Annotated in this window: 10 protein-coding genes and 1 pseudogene; 7 read left to right on the plus strand and 4 right to left on the minus strand. The window is 66.2% G+C overall.

Annotation, left to right across the window (positions count from 1 at the left end; genetic code table 11):
* Positions 1 to 42: 42 nt before the first annotated feature.
* Positions 43 to 1126, plus strand: a pseudogene (locus tag ACUXVA_RS27860) (BMP family ABC transporter substrate-binding protein).
* 253 nt (positions 1127 to 1379) lie between these two features.
* Positions 1380 to 2360, plus strand: a complete 981-nt coding sequence (locus tag ACUXVA_RS27865; RefSeq protein ID WP_445489366.1) for an MBL fold metallo-hydrolase — start codon at positions 1380 to 1382, stop codon at positions 2358 to 2360.
* Between the two features lie 50 nt (positions 2361 to 2410).
* Here the strand turns inward: ACUXVA_RS27865 and ACUXVA_RS27870 are convergent, their stop codons facing one another.
* Together ACUXVA_RS27870 and ACUXVA_RS27875 are read right to left on the minus strand one after the other, a co-directional pair.
* A complete protein-coding gene (locus ACUXVA_RS27870) occupies positions 2411 to 3340 on the minus strand; it encodes a LysR family transcriptional regulator (RefSeq protein WP_445489368.1) in 930 nt (309 codons plus the stop codon).
* Positions 3341 to 3348: 8 nt separating this feature from the next.
* Positions 3349 to 4698 carry an 8-oxoguanine deaminase gene (locus ACUXVA_RS27875; RefSeq protein WP_265082704.1) on the minus strand — a complete coding sequence of 450 codons (1350 nt, stop codon included), beginning with the start codon at positions 4696 to 4698 and terminating at the stop codon, positions 3349 to 3351.
* Positions 4699 to 4846: 148 nt separating this feature from the next.
* Here ACUXVA_RS27875 and ACUXVA_RS27880 point away from each other — a divergent pair, with 148 nt between their 5' ends.
* Both ACUXVA_RS27880 and ACUXVA_RS27885 read left to right on the plus strand, forming a co-directional pair.
* Positions 4847 to 5665: an FAD binding domain-containing protein gene (locus tag ACUXVA_RS27880; RefSeq protein WP_445489370.1), complete on the plus strand. Its 819-nt coding sequence runs from the start codon at positions 4847 to 4849 to the stop codon at positions 5663 to 5665.
* A complete protein-coding gene (locus tag ACUXVA_RS27885; RefSeq protein ID WP_445489372.1) occupies positions 5662 to 8277 on the plus strand; it encodes a molybdopterin-dependent oxidoreductase in 2616 nt (871 codons plus the stop codon). Before ACUXVA_RS27880 ends, ACUXVA_RS27885 begins: the two co-directional genes overlap by 4 nt.
* 992 nt (positions 8278 to 9269) lie before the next feature.
* Here the strand turns inward: ACUXVA_RS27885 and glpK are convergent.
* Positions 9270 to 10769: a glycerol kinase GlpK gene (glpK, locus tag ACUXVA_RS27890; RefSeq protein ID WP_445489374.1), complete on the minus strand. Its 1500-nt coding sequence runs from the start codon at positions 10767 to 10769 to the stop codon at positions 9270 to 9272.
* Between the two features lie 261 nt (positions 10770 to 11030).
* A complete protein-coding gene (locus ACUXVA_RS27895) occupies positions 11031 to 12215 on the minus strand; it encodes an FAD-dependent monooxygenase (protein ID WP_445489376.1) in 1185 nt (394 codons plus the stop codon).
* Between the two features lie 189 nt (positions 12216 to 12404).
* Between ACUXVA_RS27895 and ACUXVA_RS27900 the strand changes: the two genes are divergently transcribed.
* Genes ACUXVA_RS27900 through dapA form a run of 3 tightly spaced genes read left to right on the plus strand, consistent with a single transcriptional unit; the run spans position 12405 to position 14143 of the window.
* Positions 12405 to 12866 (plus strand): hypothetical protein, encoded by a 462-nt coding sequence (locus tag ACUXVA_RS27900; protein WP_445489377.1) that lies wholly within the window; start codon positions 12405 to 12407, stop codon positions 12864 to 12866.
* A gap of 43 nt (positions 12867 to 12909) precedes the next feature.
* Complete coding sequence (locus ACUXVA_RS27905; RefSeq protein ID WP_445489379.1) at positions 12910 to 13167, plus strand: hypothetical protein; 258 nt, start codon at positions 12910 to 12912, stop codon at positions 13165 to 13167.
* Positions 13168 to 13177: 10 nt separating this feature from the next.
* A complete protein-coding gene (gene dapA, locus ACUXVA_RS27910) occupies positions 13178 to 14143 on the plus strand; it encodes a 4-hydroxy-tetrahydrodipicolinate synthase (protein WP_445489381.1) in 966 nt (321 codons plus the stop codon).
* Positions 14144 to 14275: the final 132 nt, after the last annotated feature.

Genomic DNA, 14275 nt, shown 5'->3' on the forward strand with positions numbered 1-14275 from the left:
CTGCGGGATCATCAGTCCACCCCTTGGTAACCGGAGAGACCCATGAGAAAGATCGTCCTCGCTGCGACAACGGTGATCGTCACCGCCGCGGCCAGTATGCTCGGTGCGAACGCCGCCGAAAAACTCAAAGTCGGCTTTATCTATCTCGGTCCGATCGGCGATCTCGGCTGGACCTACCAGCATGACCAGGCGCGCCTCGCCATGATCAAGGAATTCGGCGACAAGGTTGAGACCACCTATCTCGAGAACGTCAGCGAGGGTCCGGACTCCGAGCGCTCCATCGAGCGAGCTGGCCCGCGCCGGCAACAAGCTGATCTTCACCACTTCGTTCGGCTACATGGAGCCGACGCTGAAGGTTGCGAAAAAATATCCGAACGTTCACTTCGAGCACGCCACCGGCTACAAGCGCGCCGCCAACGTCTCGACCTATTCCGGCCGCTTCTATGAAGGCCGCTACATCCAGGGCATCATCGCCGCCAAGATGTCGAAGTCCGGCGTGCTCGGCTACATCGGCTCATTCCCGATCCCGGAAGTCATCTCCGGCATCAACGCCACGATCCTGGGCGCGCAGACCATCAACCCGAACATCAAGGTCAAGATCATCTGGGCCAACACCTGGTTCGACCCCGGCAAGGAAGCCGACGCCGCCAAGGCGCTGCTCGACCAGGGCGCCGACATCATCATGCAGCACACCGACAGCCCGGCGCCGATGCAGATCGCCTCCGAACGCGGCAAGCTGGCGTTCGGACAGGACTCCGAAATGATCAAGTTCGGACCGAAGACCCAGCTTACCTCGATCATGGACAACTGGGCGCCGTATTACATCAAACGCGTCAAGGCCGAACTCGACGGCACCTGGAAGTCGGAAGACACCTGGGATGGCCTGAAGGAAAAGATGGTGGTGATGGCGCCCTACACCAACATGCCCGACGACGTGAAAAAGCTGGCTGAAGACACCGAGGCCGGCATCATCGCCGGCACTATCAAGCCGTTCAAATGCCCGGTGCTCGGCCAGGACGGCAAGGAAATCGAATGCAAGGACGGCGACCATCTCGCCGACGGCCAGGTGCTCGGCATGAACTTTTACGTCAGGGGCATCGACGACAAGGTCCCCGGCGGCAAGTGAGATCCAGCCACTTGAGGATTGCGATCGGTCCGGGCAGCGATGCCCGGACTTTTTCATTCAACAGGATGGAGCACCACCTTCCACCAAAGCCCGGTTACGGCTTTCGCCGCTTCCGGCATGGAGCGCGCGATGTTATCCACGCGCCGGCTGCCTATCGGCTTGGTCGATAGGTCCCATCCAAACGTTTGATTTCAAAGACCTGGTTCAGCCGACTACCTGAAGGCGACGAAGAAGCCTCATCAGGAGCAGCAATATGAGCTACCGTTCATTCGTCCACAGCATCGCCATTGCCAGCACGATCGGCCTGGCGCCACCGGCGTGGGCCGAAACCCCGGCCGTCCCCGCCGCCGTCTCCCATCAACAGGTCCCCGACACCTACCGTTTTCCGCTCGGCAAGCTGGACATCGTTGCCCTGTCCGACGGCACCGTGCCGCAGGATCTCCATCAGCTTCTCACCCACACGAAGCCCGCCGAGGTCGACGACCTGCTGCACCGGTCGTTTCTCGACAATCCCGTCGAAGCCTCGATCAACGCCTTTCTCATCACGGACGGCGCACGGCGCATTCTTGTCGATACCGGATCTGGGCAATTGTTCGGGCCCGGCTATGGTGGCAAGCTGGTCGACAGCCTTGCCTCGATCGGCACCACCCCGGAGGATATCACCGATATCCTGATCACCCACATCCATACCGACCATACCGGCGGACTTGTCGTGGATGGGCGAAGAACCTTTCCCAACGCGACCGTTCACGTCGGAAAGCCCGACATCGATTTCTTCCTCGACCCATCCAACGCCGCCAGGACCGGCTACGCGCAGAAGTATTTCGATGAGGCCGCCAAGACGATCGGCGTCTACGACAAGGCCGGCAAGGTGAAGCCATTTGCGGATCGTGCGACGATTCTTCCGGGCGTGGTCGCGACCATTCATCAGGGCCACACGCCTGGAAGTGCATTCTTCAATGTCACCAGCGAAGGCCAGTCCATCATCTTCGTCGGCGATATCATCCATGTCGCCGCCGTGCAATTTCCGAAGCCCTCGATCACCATCGTCTACGATCAGGATCCGACCAAGGCAGCCTCGGTCCGTCAGACCGCATTCGCGCAGTTCGCCGGCGACCGTCAATTGATCGCCGCCCCGCATCTGCCGTTCCCCGGCGTCGGACACGTGCGTGCCGACGGTCATGGCAAGTTCGGCTGGTTCCCTGTCGAATATCGCAATCGCGCCGGGCAATAAGCGGACTCCCCATCACCAAGCAGCGACGGTCAGTCTCTCTGACCGTCGCGCTACGCGTTGGTGCGGCCCTCCGCACCGGCGACCCGGAACAGCTGCTCGCGCAGCCAGATATGGGCTGGATCGTTGCGCGTGCGATCGTGCCAGAAGGCGCTGAGACTGAAATCGTTCAGCGCCAGCGGCGGCTCGAACAGCTCGAGCGAACCGGCAAACCGTGCCAGAAAGCGATACGGCAAGGTGCAGATGTGATCGCTGCTCGCAAGGATCACCGGGGCGAGGGCGTAACTCTGGACCGAGACGGACACCGTGCGCGATCGCCCAAGCGCCGCCAGCGCCTCATCGACCATTCCGGCAAAGCGGCCGCCGGACGTCGAAATCAGCAGGTGGTCGAGCGCGCAGAACTCGTCCAGCGTCAGCGGCTGCTTGCCCCGCGGATGTCCCACTCGCTGCGCGGTGACAAAGTGGTCGTCCAGCAAGGTGCGGCCCATCAGACCGTCCGCAACATCGTCGGCTGCGCCGACGAAGATATCGAAGTGCCCCTGTTCCATATCCGAAAAGATCCGCGTCTTGTCGGGCAGCACGAACGCCAGACGGACATGAGGCGCCTGCGCTTTCACAAAGGGAATGAGATCCGGCGCCAGGATCGCCGCCGGATTATCGGTTGCTGCGATACGAAAGGTGCGCTCGCTCGAAGCCGGATTGAACACGCTTGCAACATTCGAAAACTCGCGCAGCCGATTGATGAGTTCGGCGAGTGCGGGCTGAATGGTGCAGGCGTGCGGCGTCGGGATCATGCCGCGCCCGGACGCCGCGGGCACCAGCAGCCGATCGCCGAAATGCTGCCGCAGCCTGGCCAGCCGCGCCGACAGTGCCGATTGCGAAATGCCGAGACGCGCAGCCGCGTGCGTGACGTTCTGGTCCCTGAGCAACGCGTCAAGGGTCAGCAGCAGATTGCCATCGATGTCGAAAAGCTGTTCGCGCAAACCGTTTCCTATCCTGCCTGCATCGCCTTCGCCGCCTTGCTGTGGCGGCGGATCAGCTCCGGCAGGTCCATGCCGGGGATGGCGCCGTCAATTACCCGCCAGACGCCGCCGACCATCACGCGGTCGGCGCGATGGGCGCCGCACAGCACCAGAGCGGCCAGCGCATCACCGTGACCGGAGAAGCGCAGTTCGTCGAGCTTGAACAGTGCGAAGTCGGCCATCCTGCCGACGGCGATCTCGCCAAGCTCCGGCCGGCCGACGCAGGCCGCCGAGCCCTTGGTGGCCCAGCGCAGCGCGTCCTTGTGGCTGACGCGGCCGACGCCGTAGCGGGCGCGCTGCAGCAGGAACGCGGCGCGCACCTCCTGGATCAGGTTGGAACCGTCATTGGACGCCGAACCATCGACACCGAGGCCAATCGACACGCCGGCATCTTCCATGTCGCAGACCGGGCAGCAGCCCGAGGCGAGCACCTGGTTGCTGCACGCACAATGGCTGATGCTGGTGCCGGCGCGGCCGAGCCGCACCATCTCCGGCGCATTGAAATGGATGCCATGCGCGAGCCAGGTGCGCTGGTTCAGCCAGCCGGTCTGCTCGAGATAGTCCAGCGGCCGGCAGCCGTAGATTTCCTCGCAATAACGATTCTCGTCCTCGGTCTCGCCAAGATGGGTGTGCAGCCGAACATCGAGTTTCTCCGCCAGCGCGGCGGTCGATTTCATCAGCGAGGTCGTCACCGAGAACGGCGAGCACGGCGCCATCGCGATCTGCACCATGGCGTCCTCGCCGCGCTCATGGAATTTTGCCACCACGCGTTCGCTATCGGCGAGGATCGTGTCCTCGTCCTGCACCACGCTGTCCGGCGGCAGGCCGCCGTCCTTCACCGAACGGTTCATGGAGCCCCGCGTCAGCAGCACGCGCATGCCGAGCCGGCGGGCGACGCCGACCTCGATATCGACGGACTCCTCGAGCCCGGCGGGGAACACGTAATGATGGTCGGTGGTGGTGGTGCAGCCCGACAGCAGCAGTTCCGACATCGCAACCGTGACGCCGAGATCGAGCGACTCCGGGGTCAGCCGCGCCCAGACCGGATACAGCGCCCTTAGCCACGGGAACAGCTCGCGGTCCAGCGCCGCCGGCAGTGCCCGGGTCAGGGTCTGGTAGAAGTGGTGGTGGGTGTTGATCAGGCCCGGCAGCACCACGTGGGCGCCAGCGTCGAACACCGCCACGCCGGCGGTGAACGGCGTACCGCCGGATGGCACCAGTTCGACGATGCGCCCGTCCTGCACGACCACGCCGCACTCGGCACCGTCGGCGAGCATGGCCAGCGGGTCCTTGATCCAGATCGGCTGCGTTCCCGTCATGTCTCGATCGTCTCCCTGCGGGGCGTGTCGCCGGTACCTTGCAAATCGGGGACCAGCCGCGATACTTCGAACTGGCGTCGGTCTTGCAAGCCGCTCCTGCAAGCCTGCATACAAACTTCGGCCACGGGTTGAAAGCACAAGCGCAGCTATGGATCTCAATACGGTCACCTCAGTCACCCGGCCGCAGACGCGTGCGGAGCTACCCACATGGAAGGCCGGCGACGCGTGGCTGGCCGGCGGAACCTGGCTGTTCTCGGAGCCGCAGGCGCATCTCGCGCGCCTGATCGACCTCAACGACCTTGGCTGGCCGGCGCTGACCGTGACGGACAGCCATCTCAGCATCGCCGCCACCTGCACCGTGGCACAGCTCGACGCGCTCGCCTGTCCGCCGGACTGGATCGCAGCGCCTTTGATCAACCAGTGCTGCCGCGCCTTCCTCGCCTCTTTCAAGATCTGGAAGACCGCGACCGTCGGCGGCAACATCTGCATGTCGCTGCCGGCGGGGCCGATGATCGCGCTGACCGGCGCGCTCGACGGCATCTGCACCATCTGGAATCCGGATGGCAGCGAACGGCGCGTGCGCGTGGTCGACTTCGTCACCGGCAATCTCGCAAATGTGCTGGCGCCCGGCGAGTTGCTGCGCCAGATCGACATTCCCCTCGCCGCCCTGCGCCGCCGCGCGGCGTTCCGCCAGATCGCGCTGACCCCGGTCGGCCGCTCCGGCGCGCTGCTGATCGGCACGCTGGATGGAGAACGGTTTGCATTGACCGTGACGGGATCGACTGTGCGACCCGTGCAGCTTGCCTTCACCACGCTGCCCTCGGCGGATGAGCTGCATGCCGCAATCATCGAAGGCATTCCCGATGCGCTGATCCATGACGACGTCCATGGCAAACCGGAATGGCGCAAGCATATGACGTTGCGTCTCGCCGAACAGATCCGCGCCGAACTGCAGGGCGATTCATGACCTACGAGATCAACGGCCACGAATTCGCCGAACAGCCGCGGCCCGGCCAGTGCCTGCGCACCTTCCTGCGCGAGCTCGGCCATTTCGGCGTCAAGAAAGGCTGCGACGCCGGCGATTGCGGCGCCTGCACGGTGCTGATCGACGGCGAGCCGGTGCACAGCCGCATCGTCCCGGCCTTCCGCGCCGAGGGCCACGCCGTCACCACCATCGAGGGCCTCGCGCCGGAGGGCAGCATCCATCCCATGCAGCAGGCGTTCCTCGATGCGCAGGCGTTCCAGTGCGGCTTCTGCACCGCCGGCATGATCATGACCTGTGCTTCGCTCAACCAGGCGCAGCGCCAGGATCTGGGCGCCGCGCTGAAGGGCAACCTCTGCCGCTGCACCGGCTATCGCACCATAGAGGATGCGCTCAACAACATCGTCAATGTCGAGGACGCAACACCCGGCACCGCCTTCGGCCGCAACCTGCCGGCACCGGCCGGCCCCGATGTGGTGCGCGGCACCGCGCGCTATACGTTCGATGTGCCTATGGACGGCGTGCTGCAGCTCAAGATGCTGCGCTCGCCGCATCCCCATGCCCGCATCGTGTCCATCGACAGGACCGCGGCGCTGGCGGTGCCGGGCGTGCACAGCGTGCTGACCTATGAGGACGTGCCCGACGTGCTGTTCTCCACCGCGCGCCATGAAGTCAGCGAGGTCGACCCCGACGACACCCGCGTGCTCGACCGCGTGGTGCGCTTCATCGGCCAGAAGGTCGCCGCTGTTATCGCCGACACCGAGGCCGCCGCCGAGGAAGGCTGCCGCCGGCTCAAGGTGGTCTACGACATTCTTCCGGCGGTGTTCGATCCCGCCGCGGCGATTGCGCCCGGCGCGCCGGTGCTGCACGGCGATAAGGGGCCGGAAACCCGCATGATGCGGCCCGAGGCCAACATCGTCGCCGAGAGCCAAGGCGAATTCGGCGATGTCAACGCGGCGCTCAAAGCCTCTGCCGTCACCTATGAAGGCACCTTCGTCACCCAGCGCGTTCAGCACGGCCATCTCGAAACCCATGGCGGCATGGCGTGGTTGGACGAGACCGGCGTGCTCACCATCCGCTCCAGCACGCAGACGCCGTTTTTGTCGCGGCGCGCGCTGTGCGGCATCTTCAACCTGCCGCCGGACAAGGTCCGCGTATTCTGCGAGCGCGTCGGCGGCGGCTTCGGCGGCAAGCAGGAGATGTTCGTCGAGGACATCCTCGCCCTCGCGGCGCTGAAGACCGGCCGCAAGGTGAAATGGGAGCTGACCCGCGAGGAGCAGTTCATGGCGACGTCGACGCGGCATCCCATGCGCATCACCATCCGCGCCGGCGCCGATGCGAACGGCAAGCTCACCGCACTGCATATCGACGCGCTCGCGAACACTGGCGCCTATGGCAACCACGCCGGGCCGGTGCTGTTTCATGCCTGCGGCGTGCCGCTCGGCACCTACAACTGCGCGAACAAGAAGGTCGATGCGGTGGTGGCCTATACCAACACCGTGCCGGCCGGCGCCTTTCGCGGCTACGGCGTGCCGCAGTCGCTGTTCGCCGTGGAAGCCGCCATCGACGAGTTGGCGCGGGCGCTCGCCATCGATCCGTTCGACTTCCGCCGCCGCAACGTGGTGAAGCCCGGCGACGATATGGTATCGCCGGTCGGCAAGCCGCATACCGACGTCGCCTATGGCAGCTACGGCCTCGACCAGTGTCTCGACCTGGTCGAACGCGCCATGGCCGAACCGATGCCGCCCCATGGCCTCGATACCGACTGGCTGGTGGGCGACGGCATGGCGCTGACCATGATCGAGACGGTGCCGCCGGGCGGCCACATCGCCGAGGTGACGCTGGCGCTGCGCGACGACGGCGACTTCGACCTCATCGTCGGCACCGCCGAATTCGGCAACGGCACCGCCACCGTGCACCGGCAGATCGCCGCTTCTGCGCTCGGCTGCAGCGTCGAGCAGATTCATCTGCATCCGTCGGATACGGCCAATGGCGGCCACGACACCGGCGCCTATGGCAGCGCCGGCACCTTCGTGGCCGGCAAGGCCACCCAGGACGCCGCCGAAAAAATGGCGCGCGCGCTGCAGGCGGGCGACGGCACGCGGCGCGTCATCGGCACCTCCGCCGGCACGCCGCGCTCGGTGGCCTTCAACGTGCAGGGGTTTCGTATCGCCGTGAACAAGGGCACTGGCGTGATCAAGATTTTGAAAAGCGTGCAGGCGGCGGACGCCGGCCGCGTCGCCAACCCCATGCGGCTGCGTGGCCAGGTCGAGGGCGGCGTCGCGCAGTCGCTTGGCGCCACGCTGTATGAGGAGATGGTGATCGACGACGGCGGCCGTGTGATCAATCCGAAATTCCGCGACTATCATCTGCCGGGCTTCGCCGACCTGCCGCGCACCGAGGTGTACTTCGCCGACACCCATGATGCGCTGGGCCCGATGGGCGCCAAGTCGATGAGCGAGAGTCCGTACAACCCGGTCGCCGCCGCCCTTGGCAACGCCCTGAAAGACGCCACCGGCATCCGCTTCACCCGGGTGCCGTTCAAGCCCGACCGGATCTTTCCGGCGCTGCATGCGAAGTTCGGGACGAAGGTGTAGAGGTAGGAGCAACTCTTTCCTTCCCCGGAAGCGCGGCAGCGCACTGGCTTGCGTTCCCCGGACGCGGTGCAATGCGCCGCGCTTGCGGCGTGGTGCGCCGCAGATCCGGGGCTGTCACGGACGCCGGCGGCTGGGACGGTCCCGGATCTGCGCAGCAGCGTTTCGGACGATGCTGCGCATCGTCGCTCACGCCGCAGCGCGTCCGGGACACGTGAGCCTGGGTTTTCGGATTCAATTGTCAAACAGCCATGTGATCGCAATCCCGCGACGCCAATGCGTCCGGGCTGTGCTGCATTCCGTCCCCCTCGAAATCGAGAGGGCGCGCGGAACGCCGGGTGCCCGATGCACCCATGGGCTCGTGTGCAATGGCAGAAAGCACACGAGGCTTGCCACGGTCACACCGGGAAACAGCCCGGCGTTCCGCGCGCAGTGGTGTTAACGGCTTATGTCGTGCTCTCCCCGGCGGCCGACACGCTGTCTCGTCGCCGTCGCGCCTGGCACGGGCGGGGCCGCGGACGGATTGCCGCGACACGCGCCGCCTGGCGCTTGGTGCTCACGCGGGGCACCAGGACCACACGCCTTCGCCGTCCGCGCAGCGCCGTCGTCCACGCGGTGTCCGGATCTCACGGTACCCCTGCGGAGCCCGCCGCCCTGATCCGACCTTCCGCGCCTGACGCTGCCGCGTCCACCGCACCCCGCCCCGCGAACCTGACGATCGCGATACGCCCCTCTCGGTGGGACGGGATGCTATGGATTATAAACCTACGATAGTGGCCATCAAGATGCGGCTAGGAAAAAATATCGCGACGCGAGTCCGGTCCGCTCCCCGGACGCGGTGCACTGCGCCGCGCTTGCGCGGCGTGGTGCGCCGCAGATCAGGGGCCCAGCTTGTTGATATCAATAGGCTGGGTCCCGGGTCTGCGCAGCAGCACGGCCGGGACACGTGGAGCGCTGTGGCGCGCCTGGGACACGACGAACATTCGCGCCTACCCCTACCCCTCGTCGCTCGCCAGCACGCCCTTGACCGCACTCGCCCAGCCCTTGAGTTTTCGCGTCCGCGTCGCCTCGCTCATATGCGGGCGGAAGCGGGTTTCGAGCCGCCAGTTGTCGGCGAACTTCTGCGGCTCGGGATAGACGCCGGCATGGAGACCGGCGAGATAGGCGGCGCCCAGAGCGGTGGTCTCCTGGATCACCGGGCGATCGACGGGGGCGTCTAGCAGGTCGGCGAGGCGCTGCATGGTCCAGTCGGAGGCGGCCATGCCGCCGTCGACGCGCAGCACGATGGTCGCGGCCGAAGCCTCCGGCCAGTCGGCGCGCATCGCGGCCCAGAGATCGAAGGTCTGGTAGCAGACGCTTTCCAGCACCGCGTGCGCGATCTCGGCCGGTCCGGTGTTGCGAGTGAGGCCAAACAGCGCGCCGCGCACGCGCGGATTCCAGTAGGGCGCGCCGAGGCCGACAAAGGCCGGCACCAGATAGACCGACTGCATCGAATCCGACTGATCGGCCAGCGGGCCGGTCTCTGCGGCGGTCTTGATCAGGCCGAGGCCGTCACGCAGCCACTGCACCGCGGAGCCGGCGACGAAGATCGAGCCCTCCAGCGCGTAGCTGCGCACGCCGCCCAGCTGATAGGCGATGGTGGTGAGCAGCTTGTTCTTCGAGGCCACCGGCGTGGTGCCGGTGTTGAGCAGCGCGAAGCAGCCCGTGCCATAGGTTGACTTCATCATGCCCGGCGCGAAGCAGGCCTGGCCGATGGTGGCGGCCTGCTGGTCGCCGGCGATGCCGGCGACGGCGATGGCGCCGCCGAACAAAGCGGGCTCGCAGTCGCCGAAATGCGCCGAGGAGTCCTTGACCTCCGGCAGCATGGCGCGCGGCACCCGCAGGATTTTCAGCAGCTCGTCATCCCACTGCCCGGTGTGGATGTCGAACATCAGGGTGCGCGAGGCGTTGGTGGCGTCGGTGGCGTGGACCCGTCCGCCGGTCAGCCGCCACAGCAGATAGCAATCCACCGTGCCGAACACGAGCTCGCCGCGTTCGGCGCGGGCGCGCGCGCCGGGCACATGGTCGAGAATCCACGCCACCTTGGTGCCGGAGAAATATGGATCGATAATCAGCCCGGTCTTGGCGGAGATCAGCGGCTCGTGGCCGTCGGCCTTGAGCTGCGCGCAGATCTCCGCGGTGCGGCGGTCCTGCCAGACGATGGCGCGGTGGATGGCCTGACCGGTGACGCGGTCCCACACCACGGTGGTCTCCCGCTGATTGGTGATACCGATGGCGGCAATGTCCTTCGCCGTGAGGCCAGCCTTGTCCAGCGCCGCGCGGCAGGTCGCGACGGTCGAGGTCCAGATGTCCTCAGGCTCGTGCTCGACCCAGCCCGAGGCCGGAAAATGCTGCGGGAATTCCTGCTGCGCCGAGGCGGCGATGGAGATGTCGGCGCGGAACACGATGGCGCGCGACGATGTGGTGCCCTGATCGATGGCCAGCACATGGGACATGAGCGATTCTTCCCGAAGCGATTGACGATGTTGCGCGCAGGCAAGCGGATTGAGGCAGCGAGGTCAAGATGGGCCGTTCCCCGGACGCGGTGCAGCGCGGCGTCCTACGATGCATAGCATCGTAGGCGGCGTGATGCGCCGCAGATCCGGTCCCGCTCCTGTCAATCATAAGGAGAAACCGGGATCCCGGGTCTGCGCAGCAGCACTTCGTGCCGCAGCGCGCCCGGGACACCTACTTCACTCACACCGCCTGGACGCTCATCACGACGACCGGGTGCGGATGCGCAGCGCGGCGGACGGCTTCATCGTTTCACGCATGCGCCTGACCATGCCCTGGCCGAGCCGGCCGAAAAACCGCGCCCAGCGCTGGGCGCGCCAGAACAGCGAATTGTCCAGGGTCACCGCGCGCAGCGTGAACGCCTTGGCTTCGGCCCAGGCGTCGCATTCCTGCTTGACCGGGTCGTCGTAGAATGCGGCGATCTTGGCGACGTCCATTCCGGGCGTAGCGAGCCAGCGCGGGATATGGACGTTGCACAATTGCGTCACGTCGGTGAACACCTTGTCGGTGCCGGTGCCGCTGCCCGGGCATGGCGAGGCGAAGGCGTCGCCGACCAGCACGATGCCGGCCTGGCGATGGCCGCTGCTGACATAGAGATCGACCGGGCGAATCCTGATGTCGCCTGAAATGGCGTAGTCGCCGATCATGGCGCGCAGTTGCGGCAGGCAGGCGTCGAGCGCAGCCGCAGGCTCCCGGCGCATCTGGCGCAGCCAGGGATCGTCCATCTCGCGATAGACGAACAGGTTGGCGCGCGTGCCATGGGCCACCGGAAACAGTGTCAGGTACGCAGTGCGCAAGGCGGTGCGCTCGGAGAAATAGGTCAGCGACGGAAAGGCAAAGGCGGCGCGGCCGACGGGCGCGATGTCGAAGCCCACCGAAATCGAGTGGCAGGCACTGATGACCCGACGCTCGATGCCCAGCGCCTGGTACAGCGCGACGCTCGGCCCGTGGGCCAGGACCACCAGCCGCGCGGAGACCTGTTCACCGTTGGACAGCGTGACGATCTGGCGATCGTCGCTGGTGACGACCGCTGTGGCCTTGGCGCGGATGTGCTCCACCGCCGCAGGGATCTCGGCGCGGATGGCATTGACCAGCGCGTCGTACATGAAGCCGTATTGCTGGCTCGGCCTGATATCGATCAGGCGGCCGAACCGCGCGATCCAGATCTGCGCGTCATGGACGCTGATGCGCAGCGCAGCCTCGGCAAGGCCGGTCTCGCGCAGGCGATCGAGCTGCTGGTCGCCGCTGATCTTCTCGCAGCGCAATTCCGGCGGATGACTGTCGTGCGGCTCGATCAGCAGGGCAGCGATCCCGGCGCGGCCCAGCATGGCCGCCGCCGTCGATCCGGCCAGACCGCCGCCGATAATTGCAATGTCGGTCTGGCGCACAACGATCTCCGCAAAACCTCATCACTGCCCGGAAGACATTAATAATTGGCGAAAGATCGCTGGACCCGCCGGATCCGGTACTTATGGCATCCTTATATCTGCGCCCTCCGCCCCGCCTCGTTTTCAAATGCCATTGCGCTCATCTTTTGCATGCGGTCGCACCGGACCGCGTTGCCAACGAGACACGCCATGTCGCTCAATTATCAGGCTCATGAATTCCACCCCGCCGAAGCGCTGGATGCCACCGCCACCGCCTCGGCCACGCAGTTCGCCGACGTGCTGGCCACCGCGCGCCACGGCAACCCGATGCGAAAGGCCCTGGAGGTCGCCCGCATCAGGCACCTGATCGCGTCCTGCGCCTGGACCGACGCCGCACTGTCGCTGCTGGCGCTAGAGCTGCCGCGCTGGCAGTTGCGCCGGCTCGCTTATGACGAGGGCGAATGGCACTGCGCGCTGTCCGACAACCGCGAGATGCCGGAGTGGCTCGATACCGCCATCGAGACGCATCACCCCGACATGGCGCTGGCGATCCTCGGCGCCATCATGCAGGCCCGGCATGAAGGCGTCAGGTCTGAATTGCCGAACGTCGCCATGGGCCCGGGCGCACCCGGCGCGTCGTGGCAGCCGGCGCTGTGCGACAACTTCGCCTGAGCCTCACGCCACATCCGCCCAATCCACCATCAGGAGACTTTACGTGAATCTCGCCGAACCTTCCTTGTGTCATATCGTGTTGATCGGAAAGAACAGCCGCGGCCAGTGGGTCGCGCGCGAGCGCGACGGGCTCTATGGCGGCCTGTTCGTCAGCCAGAAGGCCGCGATCCGCTACGCTCTGTTCGAGAACCACCATCACCCCGAAGCCATCATCGCCATCGCGGCCCCGCTCGAGCTCGACATGGGCACCACGCCCGCCGCCGATCGCGCCGACATGGCGCAGCCGCGTCGCGCAGCCTGAGCGGCGGGCAATGGTGAAGACCATGACCGGCGCCAACGACCGCACCGCCTGGCTGACAGGCTGGATTCCCGACCTGCCGACCCCGTTCGACGATCGCGATCGCATCGATGTCGCCGCTTTCGCGCAATTATGCGAACGGCAGATCGCGGCGGGTTGCAGCGCCCTCGTCGTCGGCGAGACCGCCGGCGAAATGGCGACGCTAACGCCGGACGAACACGACGCCCTGGTCCGCGCAGCGGTGCGAACCGCGCGCAAGCGGGTCCGCGTGATCGCCGGCGCCGGCTCCAACTCCACCAGCCAGGCGGTCGAGCTGACGCGGCGCTCCGATGCGGCCGGCGCCGACGCCGTCATGTCCGTGGTGCCCTACTACAACAAGCCGATGCAGTCGGGCATCGCGGCACATTTTGCGGCGGTCGCCGACTGCACCGAACTGCCGGTCATCCTGCACGATATCCCGCAGCGGACGGTGCGCGGCCTCGCCGACGATACGCTGCTGCAGCTCGCAGCGATCCCGCAATTCATCGGGCTGCGCGACGGCAGCGGTGACGTCACGCGACCGCTGCGGCTGCGCTCGCGGCTACGGCCGGGCTTTCGGCTGCTGTCCGGCGACGATGCAACGGCCGCGGCCTTCATCGCGCAGGGCGGCGACGGCTGCATCTCCATGACCGCTACCGTGGTGCCGGAGCTGTACCGGAAGCTCGACGCCTTGCGCGGCCACGCCGATCTGCGCGGCGCGCAGGCTATGGCGGCGCAGTTGTGCCGGCTCAATGCGGCGCTGGCGACCGACGGCACGCCGGCGGCGTTGAAACATGCGCTCGAACTCCTCGGCCGGATGTCACCGCGCGTGCGATTGCCGATGGTTGAGCCCGATGCAGCGGCGCAAGCCGCGATCGCAGAGGCGATTGCGGCGATTCAGAAGGACATCGACGCGTGTGTTTCGGAAAGCCGGCTGCGGCGCGAGTTGCGGGCGCTGTAGAGTGTGATCGGTTTGGATTTAAGCAGGGGCGTGTCCCGGACGCGGTGCGGCATTCTTATGCCGCGCCGCCAAGTGGGCGGCGCAGTGCACCGCGTCCGGGGAACGATTCAACTGTGCTGAATCCAACTCTAA

The sequence above is a fragment of the Rhodopseudomonas sp. RCAM05734 genome (genome assembly GCF_052658035.1).

Coding starts and splice junctions, on each gene's coding strand:
- glpK (WP_445489374.1), bottom strand. CDS start 10,769: ATGTCCCATGTGCTGGCCATCGATCAGGGCACCACATCGTCGCGCGCC.
- ACUXVA_RS27865 (WP_445489366.1), top strand. CDS start 1,380: ATGAGCTACCGTTCATTCGTCCACAGCATCGCCATTGCCAGCACGATC.
- ACUXVA_RS27885 (WP_445489372.1), top strand. CDS start 5,662: ATGACCTACGAGATCAACGGCCACGAATTCGCCGAACAGCCGCGGCCC.
- dapA (WP_445489381.1), top strand. CDS start 13,178: ATGGTGAAGACCATGACCGGCGCCAACGACCGCACCGCCTGGCTGACA.
- ACUXVA_RS27900 (WP_445489377.1), top strand. CDS start 12,405: ATGTCGCTCAATTATCAGGCTCATGAATTCCACCCCGCCGAAGCGCTG.
- ACUXVA_RS27880 (WP_445489370.1), top strand. CDS start 4,847: ATGGATCTCAATACGGTCACCTCAGTCACCCGGCCGCAGACGCGTGCG.
- ACUXVA_RS27875 (WP_265082704.1), bottom strand. CDS start 4,698: ATGACGGGAACGCAGCCGATCTGGATCAAGGACCCGCTGGCCATGCTC.